Genomic DNA, 18,439 nt, shown 5'->3' with positions numbered 1-18,439 from the left:
GTGAGTGAAGGCTGCGGCGCGACGGTCCGTTTCGCTCTGATAGCGCCTTTTTGTCATTCCGCCCTCATTCTGGAGGTAATTCCGTGTCCGAGAGCAGCACCGCCGAGACGTCGGCCCAAGAAACCGCCCTGTCGAAGATCCGCAACATCGGCATCACCGCGCATATCGATGCCGGCAAGACCACGACGACCGAGCGGATTCTGTATTACACGGGCGTGTCGCACAAGATCGGCGAGGTGCATGACGGCAACACGACGACCGACTACATGGCGCAGGAGCGCGAGCGCGGCATCACCATCACCTCCGCCGCCGTGACCTGCGAGTGGAACGGCCACCGCATCAACATCATCGACACGCCGGGCCATATCGACTTCAACATCGAGGTCAACCGCTCGCTCCGCGTGCTCGACGGGGCGATCTTCGTCATCGAGGGCGTGGCCGGCGTGCAGCCGCAATCCGAGACCAACTGGCGTCTGGCCGACCGCTACAACGTCCCGCGCGTCATCTTCATCAACAAGCTGGACCGCACGGGCGCGAATTTCGACTACGCCTTCAGCACGCTGAAGGAGAAGCTCGATATCGTCGCGATCCCGCTGCAACTCCCGATCGGCGCCGAGGAGAACTTCATCGGCGTGGTCGATCTGGTCGAGATGCGCGCGATCATCTGGGAAGGTGGCGAGTTGGGCGCGAAGTTCCACTATGCCGAGATTCCGGACGATCTGAAGGAAAAGGCCGCCGAGGCGCGCCAGAACCTGCTCGATACCGTGCTCTCGCAGGACGACGCGGCGCTGGAGCAGTATTTCGAGACGGGCGACGTCGATGTCGCGTCGTTGAAGAAATGCATCAAGAAGGGCGCGATCAGCGGCGAGTTCCGTCCCGTCCTGTGCGGCACGGCGTTCAAGAACAAGGGCGTGCAGCCCCTGCTCGACGCGGTCATCGACTACCTGCCCGCGCCGGACGAGGTCGAGGGCATCCGCGTCGCGCCGCCGGAGGGTGAGGAGGTCGACGAGTCGTTCCTGCGGGTCATCCCGGTCGATCCGGAAGGCAAGTTCGCGGGTCTCGCCTTCAAGATCATCTCCGACAAATACGGCACGCTGACCTTCGTGCGCGTCTATCGCGGCGTGCTGAAGGCGGGCGACACCGTCCTGAACACCACCAAGGGCCATAAGGAACGCGTGGGGCGCATGTATCAGATGCATGCGGACAAGCGTCAGGAGGTCGATCACGTCGGCGCGGGCGACATCGCCGCCTTCGTGGGCCTCAAGGACACGGGCACGGGCGACACCCTGGCCGATTCCGCCGATCCGGTGGTGCTGGAGCGCATGCAGTTCCCGGTGCCGGTCATCGACATCTCCGTCGAGCCGAAGACCAAGGACGGCGTCGAGAAGATGACGCTGGCGTTGCAGAAGCTCGCGGCGGAAGACCCCTCGCTTCAGCTCAAGACCGATCAGGAAACCGGCCAGACCATCCTGTCCGGCATGGGCGAACTGCATCTGGACATCATCGTGGACCGTCTGCGCCGGGAATACGGCGTGGAGGCCAATGTCGGCGCGCCGCAGGTGGCGTATCGCGAGACGATCTCCAAGGCGCATACCGAGACCTACACCCACAAGAAGCAGTCGGGCGGCTCGGGCCAGTTCGCCGAGGTGAAGATCACCTTCGAGCCGGTCGAGCGCAACGGGGGCATCTCTTTCGAGAACCAGGTCGTCGGCGGCTCGGTGCCGAAGGAATACATCCCGGCTGTCGAGAAGGGCATTCGCGTGCAGTCCTCGACGGGCGTGCTCGCCGGCTTCCCGACGGTGGACTTCAAATACACGCTGCTCGACGGCAAGTATCATGACGTCGATTCGTCGGCCCTGGCCTTCGAGATCGCCGCCAAGGCCTGCTTCCGCGAAGGCATGAAGAAGGCCGGTCCGGTCATTCTCGAGCCGATCATGGATGTCGAGGTCACGACGCCGAACGATCACGTCGGCGACGTGGTGGGCGACCTGAACCGTCGTCGCGGCATCATCCAGAACCAGGAGACGGCGGGTTCGACGGTCGTCATTCGCGCGCAGGTGCCGCTGAAGGAGATGTTCGGCTACATCTCGCATCTGCGGTCGGCGACGAAGGGGCGCGCCTCCTTCACCATGCAGTTCCACCATTACGACCCGGTGCCGCGTAACGTGGCCGACGAGATCATGGCGAAATCCGCCTGATCCTCCGTCCCCGCGGTTCAAAAAAAGGCCGGTCTCCCAAGTGGAGACCGGCCTTTTTGTTTGGCTGAGGTGCTGTCGGCATTCGCCTCAGGCGTTAGTGTTCGGGCGGAAAATGACCCGGTAGAGGATCAGCAGGAGAATCGCGCCGAGGATGGAGGCGATGAAGCCCGCAGGCTGGCCCGGCGCATAGAAATGCAGATGTTGCCCGATCCAGCCCGCGACCAGCGAGCCGGCGATGCCGAGCAGGACGGTGATGATGAAGCCGCCCGGATCGCGTCCCGGCATGAGGAACTTGGCGATCAGTCCGACAACAAAACCGACGATGATGGTCCAGATCAGATGCATGGAATGACGCTCCGTGCGGAAAGTGGGGAAGGTTGCGGAGGTATTCCGCAACCGGAAGATACGTTGGAGAGGCTCACAGGTTGTCCGTGCGCCGGATGAAGTCGGCCACATTGTCGTGCAGGCGTTGCAGCGCATCCGGCTTCACATAGACCATATGGCCGGACGCATATTGCTTGAATTCAATGTTGCCGTATAGCGAGGCGGGGATCGGCAGGTGCTTCATCTCATACACCCCTTCGAAATAGGGGGTCGCGAGGTCATAATACCCGCTGTTGAGCATGATCTTGAGCTTCGGGTCTTCCTTCATGACGCGGGCGAGGTCCGGCATGACATTGGTGCCGGGATTGTCCGAGTCCGGGCCCGGCCGGTGGTGTTTGAAGTCCCAGTTCACCTCGATCCCCTCCTTGTAGGTCACGCCCTCGCCGTAATGGAGGGTCTGGCGGACATAGACGTTGAAGGCGGAGACATAGGCGGAGGACAGGGCGGTGGATTGCGGATCGTAACCGGCCTCGCGGCTGACCGGATCAAGGGTCGGGCCGGAGAAGCGGGTGTCGAGGCGGCCCGTCGTCATGCCGGCATCGGCGAGCAGTTCCTTGGTGAACTGGCCGCCATTGACGCGCAGGCCGCTGCGCAGGATGTAGGGCGCGGGCAGGCCGGTATAGGCGGCGAGTTTCGCTGCGATCGCCTTGCGTTGATCGGCGGGCAGATCCGCTCCCTGACGCAACGCCGCACTGTAGTCCGTGAGGGCGAAATGCTCGACCTCGCGCAGGAAGGCGGGCAGATCGGCGGGCATGGGCGAGAGGCGCTTGTGATACCAGGCCGTCGCCGCATAGGTCGGCAGGGCGAGGATGTAGGGATCGTCGATTCCGGGATTGGCCTCGGGTTCGTCGACGCTGTTGTCGTAATTCAGGATCTGCGAAAGCAGGATCACGCCGTTGAGGTCGATGGAGCGGTCCTCCAGATCGTTTGCCACGACGGCCGAACGGGTCGTGCCGTAGCTTTCGCCGAACAGATATCTCGGCGAATTGAAGCGATCATATTTGGCGAGGAACTGGACGATGAAATCGGTGAAGGCGTGCCCGTCCGCGTCCACGCCATAGAAGGCCTTGTCGGCATCATGGCCCGCAATGCGGGAAAATCCCGTGCCGGGCGCGTCGATGAAGACGAGATCGGTGACGTCCAGCAGGGATTGCGGGTTGACGATGAGCGTGTAAGGGGGCGCGGGAAGATGGGTGTCGCCCGGCGTGTCGAGCCGCAGCGGGCCGACGGAGCCCATATGCAGCCAGACCGTCGCCGATCCGGGACCGCCATTATAGAGGAAGGTGACAGGGCGCTTCCCGGCGGGTACGCCCTGCTTGAAATAGGCGACGTAGAACATCGAGGCGACGGCGTCGTCCTTGTCTTCCCCTTCATGTTTGTCGCTCGCGGGCGGCTGCTCCGTCCGGGAGGCGATCACGCTGCTGGAATCGTCATAGTGCCGGGCATGGACGAGAATCGTTCCGGCGATGGCCTTGTAGGCGACCGTGCCGCCGGGCAGGGCGACGCTGCCTGTGGTGATGCTGTCCGGGATGGGGCTGTGTGCGGCGGGTGCGTGTGAGGCGGATTCGGCATGGAGCGGGGTCAGCGGCGAAACCAGGCAGGCCACCGTCGCGCAGAGGAGAAGACGGGTCACGAAAGATACTCCGGCACATTATGTTGTTGCCGGAATATTAGGGATGCGCGACGGGTCTGCCTATCCCTCGACCTCCGGATGCAGCAGGTAGAGCGTGGTGGTGCGCGAGGTGCGGTCCTCGAGTTCCAGCGTCGTCGGGATCTCGGCGCGCGTCACGAGGGTCAGGCCGTCGCGCGGGGCGTAGGCGCGGCCGGGATCGGCCAGCAGGACCGGATGATGCGCGGCGCGGGCGCGGAGCCAGGGGAGAAGGGACTCCGCCATGCTTCGGCTGTAACAGACATCGCCGGAGACGATGAGATCGCAGGATGGCGCGGTGCCGACGAGATCGCCCGGCAGCGATGTCAGGGTGACGCCGTTCAGCCCGGCGTTGAGGATCGCCGCCGTCAATGCCATGGGGTCGATGTCGTTGACCAGAACCTCCGACGCGCCGGCGTATGCGGCGGCGATGGCGGCCAGACCGCTGCCGCAGGCGAAATCCAGCACGCGTTTGCCACGCACCAGTTCCGGATGATCGAGAATATGCCGCGCGAGCAGTTGGCTGCCGGGCCAGGCGAAGGCCCAGAAAGGCGGCTCCATGCCGTGCTCCGCCAGCAGGGCTTCGGTCGCCTGCCAGATGGGCGTGATTTCGCCGGCGAGATGGAGGGTGATTTCCGGGACGAGCGGGGCGCGACCCGGCGCGGTCTGGGCCGTGATGAACGCTTCCGCCGCGTTCATCCGCGCACCAGTTGTCCCGCCAGCAGGGCGAGGGCGAGCACCATGCCGAAGGGGACGTTCTGCCGGAACAGAGTGAGGCAGAGTCGCGGCTGGCCCGGATCGAGCAGGACGATCTGCCGCGCGAGCATGAGGGCGGCGAAGGTCCCGCCGAGCCAGAAACCCGGTCCCTCTTCGCTTTTCCATCCCGCGAGCGCGAAGAGCGTCACGGCGCCCGCATAGCAGAGCGCGATGAAGAGCTTCGCATGGTCGCGCATCAGCCGGGAGGTTGAGCGCACGCCGATGCGCGCGTCGTCCTCCATGTCCTGAAAACCGTAGATCGTGTCGAAGCCCAGTTGCCAGAGAATCGTGCCGCCATAGAGCAGCAGCAGGACGGAGTCGATCCGGTCGGCCGCGGCGGCGTAGCCCATGGGCGCGCCGAAGCCGAAGGTGAAGCCCATGACGAGTTGCGGCCACCATGTCACCCGCTTGGCCAGCGGATAGAGGATCACCAGCGCCATCGCCAGCGGTGCGAGCGCCCAGCAGAGCGGCGGCAGGCAGAGCAGCACGGCGAGCCCGGCGAGCAGGAGCAGGGCAAGTGCCGCGAGCGCCTGACGCACGGTCAGCGCCCCGCTGGCGAGAGGCCGTCCGGCGGTGCGGGCGACCTGCGCGTCGATATCGCGATCCCAGATATCGTTGATGACGCAGCCCGCCGAACGCATGACCAGCGAGCCGACGGCGAAGAGAATGGAAAGACCGATCTGCCGCCGGAGATCGCCCGGAGCGCCGAGAATGATCCCCCAGATGCCCGGCAGCAGCAGCAGCCATGTGCCGACGGGACGGTCCAGCCGCGCGAGCAGGGCATAGGGGCGGAAACCGGGCGGCAGACGGCTGATCCAGCCTTCGGCGTGAATATCGGAATGGGGCAGGGCGACTGGCGTCATCTGGCATCGTCCTCCTTGAGCCGTGCTGATCCCTGATGTCCCGCCCCCGACGGCGCGTCAATCGCCTTCATGCGCCCGTCATGCTAGAGCGGCGGCATGCAGGACGCGCCACGCCTCTATATCGACCCCGGTCACGCTTCTCTCTTCCGCCCGGACGCGGAACTGGCGCTGTCGCCCGATCATGCGCGCTATCTCGGCACGGTGCTGCGTCTCGGTCCGGGCGACGCGGTGAGCGTCTTCAACGCGCGGGACGGGGAATGGGACGCCGTCCTGACCGGAGTGCGGAAGGACCGGGGGACGCTGCGGCTCGCGGAGCGGCGGCGCATGCCGGACATCCGCGTGGGGGCGACGCTGTTCTTCGCGCCGCTCAAGCGGGACGCGACCGATCTGGTGATCCGGATGGGCACCGAACTCGGGGTGTCGTGTTTCGCGCCGGTGATGACGGCGCGGACCAATACGCATCGGCTGAATGCGGAGCGTCTGCGGGCGATCGCGATAGAGGCGGCGGAACAATGCGAACGGCTGGACGTGCCGCGGATCGACGATCCCGTGCCTCTTGTTCAGGCCATGGAGGCGTGGCCGGCTGAGCTGCCTCTTTTCGCGGCCATGGAGCGGTTCGACGGCGCGGCGGCCCTCCCGCGCGAATGGGCGGCCGGATATGGCGTGCTGATCGGGCCGGAAGGCGGTTTCGCGCCCGAAGAACGGCGCTGGATCGAAGGGCGGAGCGGGGTGACGCCCCTTTCTCTCGGTGCGCTCGTGCTGCGCGCGGATACGGCGGCCTGCGCGGCCCTGGCGCTTCTCGGCGCGCAAGGCGTATTGTTCGACTCTCATCGACTCTTGAAGTAAGAGGGCGAATCCGGAGCATAAGGGAAATCTGGCGGGTGGGTGGTCCCGCGCATATCCTCGTAAGTATTCTTGGGGGCTCATCGTTTGTCGCCGTGGCGGCGAACGTGCGAAATTTACGGGCTGCGAACATTCGCGGCGATTTTGAAGGACTCTGCCGCGTTCATGTCCAATCCCGGCGAAACGAACGATCACCCCATTGAAAACATGGAGCAGCTTGTCGAGGTGCTGTCGCGCGGCTGCAAGCCGGAGAGCGCGTGGCGAATCGGCACGGAGCACGAGAAATTCGGTTTCGTCCGCCCCGAGGCGGCGCGGGGTCGCACCCCGTTCTCGCCGCCGCCCTACAGTCCGGACGGGATCGAGGCGATCCTGCGGGCGCTGCTGGACGACGGATCGGCCTGGCAGGCGATCGAGGATCGCGGCGCGCTGATCGGGCTGAAGGGGCGCGGGGCCGAGGCGGGGCGCTCCATCTCGCTCGAACCGGCCGGGCAATTCGAACTTTCCGGCGCGCCGCTTGCCACGCTCCATGAGACGGCCGCCGAGATGGCGGCGCATTTCGCCGCCCTGCGCGCGCCGTCCGAGGCGCTCGGGCTGGGTTTCGCGCCGCTCGGTTTCCAGCCGCTCTGGCCGCGCGACGCCATGCCGATGATGCCCAAGAGCCGCTATGCGATCATGCGCCGCTACATGCCGGAAGTCGGCGCGCTCGGCCTCGACATGATGAAGCGGACCTGCACGGTTCAGGTGAATCTGGATTTCGCCGATGAGGCGGACATGGCGCGCAAGATGTGCGTTTCGCTCGCGCTTCAACCGCTGGCGACCGCGCTTTTCGCCAATTCGCCGTTCTGCGACGGCCGTCCGAACGGCTATCTGTCCAACCGCGCGCGAATCTGGACGGATACGGACAATGCCCGCAGCGGGATGCCGGAATGCGTGTTCGAGGACGGATTCGGCTTCGCCCGCTATGTGGAGTGGGTGCTCGACGTGCCCATGTATTTCGTCGTGCGGGACGGGACGCTGATCGACGTGGCGGGCCGGTCCTTCCGCGCCTGGCTCGACGGGCGGGAGACGGGCGTTCTGGCAGAGCTGACGCCGACGGTCGGCGATTTCGAGGATCATCTGACGACCGTCTTCCCGGATGTCCGGCTCAAGCAGTTTCTCGAAATGCGGGGGGCCGACGCGGGCACGCCGGACATGATGGTGGCGCAATCCGCGCTTTGGGTCGGGCTGCTCTATGACGCGCCGACGCTCATGGCCGCGGAGGCGCTCGTGCGCGAGCAGCCCTGGGACGTCTATCGGACGCTGCGCGGCGAGGTGCCCGCGCGGGCGATGGAGGCAGGTTTTCCGGGCGGATTGCGGGCGTTGGCGCGGCGCGTGGTGACGCTGGCGGCGCAGGGACTGGCGGCGCGAGGGCTGGGCGAGGACCGTTATCTCGACCCGCTTTTCGCGATCGCCGAAGGGGGGCCGACCCAGGCCGAGCACTGGCTCTCCCTCTATCATGGCGCGTGGCAGGGCGACGTGACGCCGATCTTCGCGGCCGCCGCGATCTGAATGCCGCGTCTCTCCGATCTCGGCGAGCGGGAAATCCTCGCGCTCGCCATCGCGAATGAGGAAGAGGACGGCCGCATCTACGCCGATTTCGCGCAGATGCTGGCGGAGAACTATCCCGACAGCGCGGCGGTCTTCCGGGCCATGGCGGCGGAGGAGGAAAGTCATCGCCGCAATCTGATCGACCTCTTCTCCCGGCGTTTCGGCGCCCATATCCCGCTGGTGAGGCGGCAGGATATCCGGGGGTTCCCGATGCGCCTGCCCGCCTGGCGGATGAAGACGCTGCGGCTCGACGCGATCCGTGACCAGACTGAGGAGATGGAGCGTGACGCCGCGCGCTTCTATCGCGTGGCGGCCTCGCGCAGCACCGACGCGGAGACGCGCAGGCTGCTGGGCGATCTCGCGGTGGTGGAGGACGGTCATCTGCATCATGCGCAGATCCTGCGCGCGGATCTGCTGGGCGGCGGGCGTGGCGAGCGCGAGGACGAAAGCGCGCGGCGGCGCTTCGTGCTTCAGGTCGTCCAGCCGGGGCTGGTCGGGCTCATGGACGGGTCCGTCTCCACGCTCGCGCCGGTCTTCGCGGCGGCGTACGCGACCCATGATTCCTGGAACGCCTTTCTCGTCGGGCTGGCCGCCTCGGTGGGCGCGGGGATTTCGATGGGCTTCGCGGAGGCGCTGGCCGATGACGGCAAGCTGTCCGGACGCGGGCGGCCGCTGTTGCGCGGGCTGATCTGCGGGTTGATGACCATGGGGGGCGGCATCGGCCATACCTTGCCCTTCCTGATTCCGGCGTTCCATCTTGCCGTTCTGGCGGCGACGGCCGTGGTGGTGTTCGAATTGCTGGCGATCTCCTGGATTCGCTGGAGATATCAGGATACGCCCTTCGTCAGCGCGATCCTGCAAATCATGCTGGGCGGGGGGCTGGTCTTCGCCGCGGGCGTGCTGATCGGGCAAGGATGACGATGAGGAACAGGGTGAGACGGACGATTCGACAGGCGATTCCGGCGGTGCTGGCGATCGCGGGCATAAGCTTGGGGAGCGCGACGGTCGGTTCGGCCCAGGATCTGCCTCAGGCCCGTTTGACGCCCGCCGATCAGGGCTGGATCGCCCGCATTCAGGATGCGCTGACGGCGACGACGCTCTTCAAGGCGCGGTTCCAGCAGATCGCGCCGGACGGCAAACGGAGTACGGGGACGGCATGGCTGGATCGTCCCGGCCGGATGCGCTTCGATTACGACAAGCCAAGCCCGCTGCTGCTCGTCGCCAATGATGGACAGATCGTCTATGTGGATCGTGACCTCGGTCAGGTGACGACGCTCCCGGTCGATCGCACGCCGGTCGGTCTCCTGCTGCGGCCCGATCTCAAGCTTTCCGGCGATGTGACGGTGACGGCGCTGCGCCATGTCGGCGGCCGGGTCAACCTGACCATGGTGCGGAGTGCCGCGCCCGCCGAGGGCAGTCTGACGCTGATGTTCGACGAGCAGCCGCTGACCCTGCGCGGCTGGGTGGTGCGGGACGCGCAGGGGCGGGACACGCAGGTCGATCTCTTCGACATCACCACGCCCGAATCGCTGCCTGACTCGCTCTTCGTGTTGCCGAAGGATGCCGGGTGATCACGCATCGTCCCGCGACAGTTCGAGCGCGCGGGCGTAGATGGTGCGGCGGGGCAGGTTGACGAACCCCGCCACCAGCGTCGCGGCGTCCTTCACGGAATGGGTTTTCAGTGCGGCGCGCAGGTGGTTGTCGAGAGTCTCAGCGCCGTCATCCCCGTCGGGCGGCGGACCGAGCAGCAGCGTGATTTCTCCCCGCGGCTCGATGGCGGCGAAATGCGCGGCCAGATCGGCGAGACTGCCCCGCACCATCTCCTCGAATCGCTTGGTGAGTTCGCGCCCGACGGCCGCCGGGCGCGCCTCGCCGAAGACGGCCGTCAGATCGGCGAGGGTCTCGACCAGCCGATGCGGCGCCTCATACCAGATCAGCGTGGCGCTCAGCCCGGCCTGTTCGGCGGCGCGCAGCGTGGCGAAGGCGGTGCGGCGCGCCTGGGATCGGGGCGGTGGAAAACCGAGAAAGAGCGAGGGGATGGGCGGCAGGCCGGAGAGGGCGAGGGCGAGCGAGGCGGCGTTCGGCCCCGGTATGCCTGTCACCTGCACGCCAGCCGCGATGGCGGCGCGGGCGAGGCGATAACCGGGATCGGAAAGGAGCGGCATGCCCGCGTCGGACACCACCGCGATCCGCGCGCCCTCGCGAAGACGGCCGAGAAGAAACGGGATGCGTTCTTCTTCGTTATGTTCGTGCAAGGTCTGGGTCGCGGCCGCGATGCCGAAATGACGGAGCAATTTGGCGGTGACGCGCGTATCTTCGCATAGGATAAGGTCCGCATGGGACAGCGTGTCCAGCGCGCGCTGCGAGATGTCGCCCAGATTGCCGATCGGCGTGGCGACGAGACTCAGCAGCCCTGCTTTTCCGGCAGGAGTCGCGGGTGGGGCGGATTTGACGTATGGAGGCGGCGCGTCCGGTGCGGATGACGATGACGACGGAGCATGAGCAGACGATGACGGGTCGGACATTTAATTCTCGGGGTGGTTCTCTGGGTGGGTCTTTGGGCGCTTCTCAGGATGGTTCCTCGGAGACCGGCTCTGGCGCGGCGCTCCGGATTTCCTCCTGCTTGCGCGGCGCGGCGGCGCGGCGCAAGGGGCTGCTCCTGTCCATGGGGGCGGCGCTGGCGCTGGCGGCCTGCTCCGAGGGCACCTCGCCGTCCGCCACGGGGACAAGCGGGTCGGCGGAGTCCGCTCCAACAGGGCCGGTGCGGATCGGGCTGCTCCTGCCTCTCAGCGGACGCAATGCGGGTCTCGGGCGGCAGATGGCCAATGCCGCGATTCTGGCTGTCCCGGCCACCCAGAAGACGGCGCAGATCGATCTGAAGGACAGTGACGGCGCGGGCGGCGCGGCGGCGGCGGCGCGGGCGGCGATCGGCGCGGGCGACCAGATTCTCCTTGGCCCGCTGACGGCCGGGCAGACGGCGGAAGTCTCGGGCCTCGCCGTGGCGGCAGGTATTCCGGAACTGGCCTATACGAGCGATCCTTCCCGCGCGCGGGAGGGCGTGTGGGTCATGGGGCTGACGCCGGACCAGCAGGTGTCGCGTCTGGTCGCCGCCGCTCATGCGGAGGGACGCAAGACCTTCGCGGCCTTCCTGCCGGACACGGCGTTCGGCCATGCGCTGGGAGCGGGTCTGGTCGCTGCCTGCGCGGCGAACGGGGTTGTGGCGCCGAATGTTGTCTACCATGCGTCCGATGCCGCGAGCATTCAGGACGGGTTGAAGACCCTGTCGGCGATCGAGGCGCGTCAGGCCCAGGGTCAGAGCCCGGCCCAGACCGCGACGTCTCCCGCTGCGGGGGAGCCCAACGCGGTCAATCCGGTGCCTGATGCGACGCCCGACACGTCCGGGCCGTCGGCGTCCGCTGCTTCCGCGCCTGTGCCGCCGCCCCCCTTTGACGCCCTGCTGCTCGGGGACACGGGCCTGCAACTGGCGACGGTCATCAATGCGTTGCGGGATGACAAGATCGATCCCGCGACGGTGCGGATCATGGGCCCCGCCCTATGGGGCGCTTTCGCCAGCAAGCTGGGGGCGCTCCATGGGGCCTGGTTCGCGGCGCCGGACCCCGCGAGTCGCGCGAGCTATGTGCAGGCCTATCGTCGTCGCTATGGTCTGGCGCCGACGCCGATGGCGGATGTCGCCTATGACACGGCGGCCGTGGCCGGGGCGCTCGCGGCGCAACCGGAGAGGTTCTCGCCTGCCTCGCTCATGCGGGAGGATGGTTTCGCGGGTGTGGACGGGGTGTTTATCCTGAAGCCCGGCGGGCATGTGGCGCGGGCTTTGGCGATCTTCACCATCCAGCCGGACGGCGGAGCTTCGATCGCCCAGCCTGCGCCGAGGACATTGACGGATACGCCGAGCTGACGGCGCGGAAACGGCTTCTCAGGCGGCGGCCGTCTCGTTCAGGGGAAGGACGGGGCGGATCGTGTGCAGGGCGAGCTCGAAGCTTCTGTAGCTGCCGAGCGCGTTGCCGCGAATCTGGTCGATCAACACCCAATGCGTGCCTTGAGGACGAATCATATAGGCCGGGTCGGCGTTCTCGCGCACCCAGATCAGCACGTGATCCAGCACCTCGGACGTATCACGCAGGCGCGTAATGGCGATGTCCGCGTCGAAAATGCCCATGCACTGCCCGGCATCCAGCCAGCGCGAAAGATATTCCCGGTGACGCGGTAGAATCCCCAAGCGGAACGGAACGACATTCCGCGACCGACATGCGGCGTTGTAACTGCTGGACAGGGGAAGCAACTGCGGCATCAGTCGGATCCTCGTTCTGGGGGCTGCGATGTCGCTCACGCTATCCAACAGAAGTTCCGGCTCACAACGCTGAAATTCACGAAACTGCCTTTTTTGGTCACAAAGCTTTGTCCCTGTTGCAAAAAAGCAATGGTTCATTACCACATTTCTTCCATGCACGAAATGCATACCAGAACGGTAAAGCGATCCGCCTTGCATGACTCGCAAGGTAACGGGATTGTAAATTTCTTCTGAAATCAGGGTGTAAGATGTTTTGGCCAACGTCGGTGCAGCCAGAGCCATGCGCCGGGTTCGGCACGGATGGCGGCTTCGAGACGGTCGTTGATCGCCTGTGTGAGACGCGCGACATCGGCGGCGCGGTCCCCGCTCGCATCCGGGAAGAGCGGCTGATCGACGATGACCTCGAATCGGGCGGGGCCGACGCGACGCACGCGCCCTGTGACGATCGGGCAATCATGACGCAGGGCGAAGATCGCGGCGGCGGAGGGGGTCATCGCCGGCAGGCCGAAGAAACGCGCCTCGATCCCGTCATTCATCTTCTGGTCGGCGAGAATGCCCAGATGGCCGCCCTGCGCGACATGACGCAGCGCCTGCCGCGCGCCCAGCGCGCCTTTCGGGAAATTCGGCACGTCCTGCTTCATGGCGTCGCGCCGCATGTCGGCGATCAGCCTGTCCACCAGGGGATTCGCGGCGGCGCGATAGAAGGAGGCGAAGGGCATCCCGTAGCGCGCCACGGCCGGTGGAAGCACCTCCCAGTTGCCGATATGGCCCGAGATGAAGAGGGCGGGGCGATCGAGCGCCGCGACGTCGCGCAGATGATGGGCGTTGATGACGCGCCAGCCCGGCCCGTTGTCCTCGCATTCGTCGCCTTCGCATTCGTTCAGCCGGGCGAGATGGGGGAATTCGGCGGCGGTGCGGCCGAGATTGTCCCAGACCTGCCGGACGATCCGGCGGCGGGCGGTGGCGTCCAGCTCCGGCAGGGCGAGGCGCAGATTGCGCTCCGCGACGCGGGAAACGGGAAGGAGCGGGCCGATGATGCGTGTCACCGCGCCGCCGAGATTGGAGGCGGTCGCGGGCGGCAGGCGTCGCAATAACCCAAGGGCCGCGCGCGCGGCCGCGGCTTCCAGATAATGGATGAACCGGGGGCGGGCGGGGTCGCGATCGGGCATCAGGCGGAGCGCAGCAGATCGAGCAGCCGGTACGGGGCGTCAGGCTCCGACCAGAGCAGCTCGACGGAAATCACCGTCACCTGCTCGTGCAGCCAGAAGGGCAGGCGCACGGCGTCCTTGGCCGTGGTGACGAGCGTGACGCCCTCTTCCCGGCGCAAGCGTGCCAGACGCTCGCAATCCGCGCGCGTGTAGCGATGGTGATCGGGGAAAGAGAGGCAGCGCAGGGGAACCACGCCCGACTCGATCAGGGTGGTGAAGAATTTGGACGGGCGGGCGAGTCCGGCAAAGGCGATGATGCGCCGACCTTGCAGGCGGCGGATTTCCGGCCCGGGAATCAGCCTGGCGTGAAAGAGCGGCAGGCCGCCGGGAATCCGGGCCGTGACGCCCGTGCGGTCGGGTCCGATCACGACCGCGGCCCCCGCGGCGGCGAGCCCCTGGCGCGGAAGCTGCCGCAACGGGCCGGCGGGAAAGAGCTTGCCGTTGCCGAAGCCTGTCGCGCCGTCGATGGTCACGATCCGCAGATCCTGATGCAAGGTGAGGTTTTGCAGCCCGTCATCCATCACCAGGCAATCGGCCCCCATTGCCACGGCGAGCCGCGCGGTTTCGCCCCGGTCCCGCCCGATCCAGGTGGGAGCGACGCGGGCGAGAAGCAGCGGCTCGTCGCCCACCGTCGCGGCGCTGTGATACCCCGGCTCGACCCGCAACGGGCCACGCGCGCTGCCGCGATAGCCGCGGCTGAGGACATGGGGGCGATAGCCTTGCGCGGTCAGCAGGCGGACGAGATCGAGCGCAAGGGTCGTTTTCCCCGCGCCGCCCATCGTGAGATTGCCGCAGCAGATGACGGGCACATCGACATGCGCGGTCGTCATGCGTGAGGCGCGCCAGGCGCTTACGCCCGCCGTCACGTTGGACAGGGGAGACAGCAGGCGCGAGGGAAGCCCGACCTGCGGCGTCGTCCAGAAAGATGGAGGCCGGAGCCTGGGGAAGCCGATCTTCATGCGGGCAACATGAGGGCGATCCGTGTTAGGAGTGGGGCAGGAACCTCCTCCTGCGCGCCGATTGCGTTCAGCGCGCCGTCCGCGATCTCCCGGCGGCGGGCGGCGTCGCCGAGGAGCGGTCCGGCCCAGTCGGCCAGCGCGCCCGCATCATGGGTGACGGCGACATGCCCTGCCAGCCGGGCGAAGGCGGGACGGAAATTGTCGATATGCGGTCCCGTGGCGAGCGGCACGCCCAGGCGGACGGGCTCGTAGGGGTTGTGGCCGCCGCCGGGCGGCCGATGCGCGTTGCCCAGCCATGCGACGGTGGCGAGTCGGTAGAGCAGCCCGAGTTCGCCCAGCGTATCGGCGAGGTAGAGTGAATCGCTTCGACCGGGAAGCCTCCCTTGTGAGCGGCGGGGCGGATGGCCGAGACCGGCGGCGATCTCCCCGGCGCGAACGGGATGGCGCGGCGCGATGATGCAGAGCAGGTCGGGCCGTGTCTCGCGCAACAGCCGGGCGGCTTCGGCGATCATCTCCTCCTCGCCGGGGTGGGTGGAGGCCGCCAGCAGCACCGGGCGGGCGCCGATGGCGGCGCGCAATTCCGCCATGGCGTCCTGCGGAACGGGCGGCGGCGGGGCCGCCTGTTTGAGATCGCCATATTCCGTGCATTCGCGCACGCCGAGCGTCCGGAAGCGCGCGGCATCCTCCGCGCCGCGCGCCGCGACGAAGGACAGTCTCCCGTAGAGCCGCGTGGCGAGGCGCTTCAGCCGCGCCCAGCGCCGGGCCGAGCGATCGGAAAGGCGGCCGTTCACGATCGCGACCGGGATGCCGCGCCGGTCGCAGGCGGCGATCAGCCCCGGCCAGATCTCGCTTTCGACGAAAAGCGCCGCATCGGGCCGCCAGCGGTTCAGGAAGCGGCGGCTCCAGCGCGGCACGTCATAGGGAATGAACTGATGCCGCAGCCGCGCCGCGCGCTCCGGCGGGGACGCTGCGAAATGGGCGGCGGCGATTCCCGCGCCCGTCACCGTTGCGGTGGTCATGAGGACGGACAGGCCGGGGCGCAGTTCCAGCAGCGCGTCGATCAGCGGCAGGGCGGACCGGCATTCGCCCACGCTCGCGGCATGGACCCAGAGCAGCGCGCCGCGCGGACGCCGGACGCGCGTCAGCCCGAGGCGTTCGCGCAGCCTGTCTTCCAGCTCCCGTCCGCGTGCGAGGCGGATGCGCAGCATCACGATCAGCGCCGGAGCCAGAAGCGTGCCCAGGAGCGCCCAGAGCCGTTCCGGAGCACTCCAGCCGGAGGTGGCGTGGCGGCGCTCGGCCTCGGCCTGCGCGGCGTTCAGGGCGGCGGCGAGATCTTCGGTGCTGGCGGGAGGGTCGAGCGGGGGAGCCAGGACGATCTCGCCGCGCCCGAAGGGGAGGGGGATGGCCAGACGATCCCAGCTCGGCAGGCGAAGGGCATGGCAGGCCGCGCCGACCGGCACGACAGGACGGTGCGCCAGGCGGGAAAGCGCGACGACGCCGGGCTGCACGACACGGGCGGGACCGCGCGGGCCGTCGGGCGTGATGGCGAGCATGCAGCCGTCTTTCAGCACCGTGAGCGCCTGACGGAAGGCGCGCGATCCGCCCTTCTCCTTGCCTTTGCGGGCGCTCGATCCGGCGATGCCGACGATCCCCCATGGGGCGATGGCGTCCGCGAGGAGGCGTCCGTCGCGATTGCGGCTGACGACGACATGCAGATGCAGATGGGAGTGGCGGTCCCGCACCCAGTGCCAGAGGGCCGCGAGTTGCAGCAGGGAATGGTGCCAGAATGCGACGATGGCGCCGTGCCGCGCGCTCTCCTGTCGCAGGATCGGCACGGCGGCGGGCGCGCCGGTGACGGTCCAGCGCGTGGTGCGGAGGGCAAGGCCCAGCCAGGCGCGTGCGGCGCGGCTGGGCAGACCGTCGATGAAGCGTCTCGCGGGGAAACGGCTCACGGGAACGCGCTCACGGGGAAGCGGCGCATGGCGCGGACAAGACAGCGGCAGGTGACGGCGCGTGCGGCATCGCGCCGCCGGTAGCACGCCGGACCCGGCTTGGAAAGCTTCGGTTCAGCGCGTCATCATGACGGTGAGCGGGGCGTGTTCGAGGACATGGCGCGTCACCCCGCCGAGAATCATTTGACGCAGGCGGGAATGGGAATAGGCGCCCATGGCGAGCATGTCCGCTCCGAAATCGGCGCAGGCGCCCAGCAGCGCCACGCCGACGCTGCAATCCTGCGGCGTGAAGCGGAGCAGCGTCGCGTTGACGCCATGCCGGGCGAGATACTCGACGGCCTTTTCCCCCTCGGGGCCGCGACGCTGGTAGTCGGGGCTGCACAGCACGGAGACGGCCTCCGCCTGCCGCGCGCAAGGGAGAATGGCGCGCAGGGCGACGGCCGCTTCCGCAGTGCCGTTCCAGGCGATGCAGATGCGCCGTCCCAGTGTCTCCGGTATCGCGGGAGGCGCGATGATCACCGGGCGGCCGCTGTCGAACAGCGCCGCATGGAGGGTTTCCGAGGCGCGGGGGTCGTCCCCGCTATCCAGATGGGGAATCAGCGTGAGGTCGGAGAGCCGCGCGAGCCAGGTGATCTGCTCCAGCCGGGAGTCGGACAGCACGTCGAGACTCGTCGTCACCCGCGCGTCCTCGGCGGTTGCGGGAGAGGGGTCCTGCCCCGTCCAGGCGATATCGTGGGTTGCCAGGAACTGGTTGAAGGCGAGGCGGGTCTGGAGCAGCCTGCGCTGGGCTTCATGCTCGGCATTGACGATCATGTCGTTGATCATCGCGCCGGAAAGCCCTTCTCCGGCGAGGGTTGCCGTCTCGGTCGGGTCGTCGCCGATCAGCACGGCCGCGAGATGCGCATGAAAGGCGCGGGCAAGACGCAGGCCGACATCCAGAGCGGGCTCGATGATCTGACCGCAATTGAGCGGCAAAAGAATCCTGCGGATTTCGTTCGGCATGGGGCGAGGTCCTGCTGGTGCCGGAAGCGACATGTGGGAGGATCAGGGATAAAGACGCGTCACGCGCCACGTATCTCCGCCGGTCACGGCGTCGTTACGGGTCCATGTGGCGCGATCATGCATCCGGTGGGGGCGGTCCTGCCAGAATTCCATCATTTCAGGGCGGCAGCGGAAGCCGGACCAGTGCGCGGGGCGCGGAATCGGCCCGTCGCCGACCTGTTCCCGCACTTCGGCGACGCGGCGTTCGAACAGCGCGCGGTCGGGAAGCGGGCGGGACTGATCCGAGGCGACGGCCCCGATGCGCGACTCCCGGCTGCGGCTGGCGAAATACACGTCCGCTTCCTCGGGCGTGACGGGCGAGACCGGGCCTTCGATGCGAATCTGCCGCCGGAGGCTCTTCCAGTGAAAGAGCAGGGCGACATGCGGATTGACGAGCAGTTCGTGGCCCTTCCGGCTTTCGAGATTCGTATAGAACACGAATCCGCGACGGTCCGCGCCCTTGAGCAGGATCATGCGGACGGAGGGACGGCCGTCCGGCGTCGCCGTGGCGAGCGCCATGGCGTTGGGGTCGATGGATTCCGTCGCCTCCGCCTCCCGCATCCAGGCGGCGAAAAGGTCGAACGGATCGGCCGCAAGGTCGATGAGGGGAGAAGCTGCTCTATCCGTCATCCGCGCGAACCTCCTTGGCATATCTTCCGGGGCATGCGCTCCGGGCGGCCGGAGCGGTCCC

At 67.4% G+C, this 18,439-nt stretch carries 17 protein-coding genes; 6 read left to right on the top strand and 11 right to left on the bottom strand.

Annotated elements, in window-relative coordinates:
• Window positions 1–83: 83 nt before the first annotated feature.
• On the top strand, window positions 84–2,198 hold the full coding sequence (gene fusA, locus EDC31_RS02470) for an elongation factor G (RefSeq protein ID WP_042057763.1): 2,115 nt from the start codon (window positions 84–86) through the stop codon (window positions 2,196–2,198).
• Between the two features lie 87 nt (window positions 2,199–2,285).
• Here the strand turns inward: fusA and EDC31_RS02465 are convergent, their stop codons facing one another.
• The 4 genes from EDC31_RS02465 to ubiA all read right to left on the bottom strand — a co-directional run bounded on the left by EDC31_RS02465 (window position 2,286) and on the right by ubiA (window position 5,849).
• On the bottom strand, window positions 2,286–2,543 hold the full coding sequence (locus EDC31_RS02465) for a GlsB/YeaQ/YmgE family stress response membrane protein (RefSeq protein WP_042057761.1): 258 nt from the start codon (window positions 2,541–2,543) through the stop codon (window positions 2,286–2,288).
• 73 nt (window positions 2,544–2,616) lie between these two features.
• On the bottom strand, window positions 2,617–4,215 hold the full coding sequence (locus tag EDC31_RS02460) for a S10 family peptidase (RefSeq protein ID WP_052511827.1): 1,599 nt from the start codon (window positions 4,213–4,215) through the stop codon (window positions 2,617–2,619).
• 60 nt (window positions 4,216–4,275) lie between these two features.
• Window positions 4,276–4,929 carry a class I SAM-dependent methyltransferase gene (locus EDC31_RS02455; RefSeq protein ID WP_042057758.1) on the bottom strand — a complete coding sequence of 218 codons (654 nt, stop codon included), beginning with the start codon at window positions 4,927–4,929 and terminating at the stop codon, window positions 4,276–4,278.
• On the bottom strand, window positions 4,926–5,849 hold the full coding sequence (gene ubiA / locus EDC31_RS02450) for a 4-hydroxybenzoate octaprenyltransferase (protein ID WP_042057755.1): 924 nt from the start codon (window positions 5,847–5,849) through the stop codon (window positions 4,926–4,928). Before ubiA ends, EDC31_RS02455 begins: the two co-directional genes overlap by 4 nt.
• A gap of 96 nt (window positions 5,850–5,945) precedes the next feature.
• On the opposite strand from ubiA, the gene EDC31_RS02445 reads away from it, so the two are divergent.
• The 4 genes from EDC31_RS02445 (at window position 5,946) to EDC31_RS02430 (ending at window position 9,850) form a co-directional block, all read left to right on the top strand.
• Window positions 5,946–6,695 (top strand): 16S rRNA (uracil(1498)-N(3))-methyltransferase, encoded by a 750-nt coding sequence (locus EDC31_RS02445; protein ID WP_042057754.1) that lies wholly within the window; start codon window positions 5,946–5,948, stop codon window positions 6,693–6,695.
• Between the two features lie 162 nt (window positions 6,696–6,857).
• Window positions 6,858–8,240, top strand: coding sequence for a glutamate--cysteine ligase (locus EDC31_RS02440; protein WP_042057752.1), 1,383 nt, complete (start codon window positions 6,858–6,860; stop codon window positions 8,238–8,240).
• Entirely contained in the window at window positions 8,241–9,197 is a 957-nt protein-coding gene (gene mbfA / locus EDC31_RS02435; protein ID WP_042057750.1) for an iron exporter MbfA, read from the top strand. It begins immediately after the preceding gene.
• A 14-nt stretch (window positions 9,198–9,211) separates the two neighbouring features.
• A complete protein-coding gene (locus tag EDC31_RS02430; RefSeq protein WP_239641622.1) occupies window positions 9,212–9,850 on the top strand; it encodes a LolA family protein in 639 nt (212 codons plus the stop codon).
• Here EDC31_RS02430 and rsmI read toward each other — a convergent pair whose 3' ends face one another.
• Window positions 9,851–10,804 (bottom strand): 16S rRNA (cytidine(1402)-2'-O)-methyltransferase, encoded by a 954-nt coding sequence (rsmI, locus tag EDC31_RS02425; protein ID WP_081797525.1) that lies wholly within the window; start codon window positions 10,802–10,804, stop codon window positions 9,851–9,853.
• Between the two features lie 98 nt (window positions 10,805–10,902).
• On the opposite strand from rsmI, the gene EDC31_RS02420 reads away from it, so the two are divergent.
• Window positions 10,903–12,195, top strand: a complete 1,293-nt coding sequence (locus EDC31_RS02420) for a penicillin-binding protein activator (protein ID WP_239641621.1) — start codon at window positions 10,903–10,905, stop codon at window positions 12,193–12,195.
• Window positions 12,196–12,213: 18 nt separating this feature from the next.
• Here EDC31_RS02420 and EDC31_RS02415 read toward each other — a convergent pair whose 3' ends face one another.
• From EDC31_RS02415 to pdxH, 6 genes are all read right to left on the bottom strand, one after another.
• Entirely contained in the window at window positions 12,214–12,588 is a 375-nt protein-coding gene (locus EDC31_RS02415) for a hypothetical protein (RefSeq protein ID WP_042057746.1), read from the bottom strand.
• A gap of 236 nt (window positions 12,589–12,824) precedes the next feature.
• Window positions 12,825–13,757: a lysophospholipid acyltransferase family protein gene (locus tag EDC31_RS02410; RefSeq protein ID WP_042057744.1), complete on the bottom strand. Its 933-nt coding sequence runs from the start codon at window positions 13,755–13,757 to the stop codon at window positions 12,825–12,827.
• The gene (gene lpxK / locus EDC31_RS02405; protein WP_042057742.1) at window positions 13,757–14,755 is read right to left on the bottom strand and encodes a tetraacyldisaccharide 4'-kinase; all 999 of its coding nucleotides are present in this window, start codon (window positions 14,753–14,755) and stop codon (window positions 13,757–13,759) included. The genes EDC31_RS02410 and lpxK overlap by 1 nt, the downstream gene beginning before the upstream one ends.
• Window positions 14,752–16,707: a glycosyltransferase N-terminal domain-containing protein gene (locus EDC31_RS02400; protein ID WP_052511825.1), complete on the bottom strand. Its 1,956-nt coding sequence runs from the start codon at window positions 16,705–16,707 to the stop codon at window positions 14,752–14,754. The genes lpxK and EDC31_RS02400 overlap by 4 nt, the downstream gene beginning before the upstream one ends.
• Before the next feature lie 114 nt (window positions 16,708–16,821).
• Window positions 16,822–17,709: a universal stress protein gene (locus EDC31_RS02395; RefSeq protein ID WP_042057740.1), complete on the bottom strand. Its 888-nt coding sequence runs from the start codon at window positions 17,707–17,709 to the stop codon at window positions 16,822–16,824.
• 42 nt (window positions 17,710–17,751) lie between these two features.
• A complete protein-coding gene (gene pdxH, locus EDC31_RS02390) occupies window positions 17,752–18,378 on the bottom strand; it encodes a pyridoxamine 5'-phosphate oxidase (protein WP_081797524.1) in 627 nt (208 codons plus the stop codon).
• Between the last annotated feature and the right edge of the window lie 61 nt (window positions 18,379–18,439).

Origin of the sequence: Acidomonas methanolica, from assembly GCF_004346035.1 — a bacterium.
GTDB lineage: Bacteria > Pseudomonadota > Alphaproteobacteria > Acetobacterales > Acetobacteraceae > Acidomonas > Acidomonas methanolica.
This window is presented reverse-complemented; position numbering and strand designations above follow the sequence as displayed.

Coding starts and splice junctions, on each gene's coding strand:
- EDC31_RS02465 (WP_042057761.1), bottom strand. CDS start 2,543: ATGCATCTGATCTGGACCATCATCGTCGGTTTTGTTGTCGGACTGATC.
- EDC31_RS02455 (WP_042057758.1), bottom strand. CDS start 4,929: ATGAACGCGGCGGAAGCGTTCATCACGGCCCAGACCGCGCCGGGTCGC.
- ubiA (WP_042057755.1), bottom strand. CDS start 5,849: ATGACGCCAGTCGCCCTGCCCCATTCCGATATTCACGCCGAAGGCTGG.
- EDC31_RS02445 (WP_042057754.1), top strand. CDS start 5,946: ATGCAGGACGCGCCACGCCTCTATATCGACCCCGGTCACGCTTCTCTC.
- EDC31_RS02440 (WP_042057752.1), top strand. CDS start 6,858: ATGTCCAATCCCGGCGAAACGAACGATCACCCCATTGAAAACATGGAG.
- mbfA (WP_042057750.1), top strand. CDS start 8,241: ATGCCGCGTCTCTCCGATCTCGGCGAGCGGGAAATCCTCGCGCTCGCC.
- rsmI (WP_081797525.1), bottom strand. CDS start 10,804: ATGTCCGACCCGTCATCGTCTGCTCATGCTCCGTCGTCATCGTCATCC.
- EDC31_RS02415 (WP_042057746.1), bottom strand. CDS start 12,588: ATGCCGCAGTTGCTTCCCCTGTCCAGCAGTTACAACGCCGCATGTCGG.
- EDC31_RS02410 (WP_042057744.1), bottom strand. CDS start 13,757: ATGCCCGATCGCGACCCCGCCCGCCCCCGGTTCATCCATTATCTGGAA.
- lpxK (WP_042057742.1), bottom strand. CDS start 14,755: ATGAAGATCGGCTTCCCCAGGCTCCGGCCTCCATCTTTCTGGACGACG.
- EDC31_RS02395 (WP_042057740.1), bottom strand. CDS start 17,709: ATGCCGAACGAAATCCGCAGGATTCTTTTGCCGCTCAATTGCGGTCAG.
- pdxH (WP_081797524.1), bottom strand. CDS start 18,378: ATGACGGATAGAGCAGCTTCTCCCCTCATCGACCTTGCGGCCGATCCG.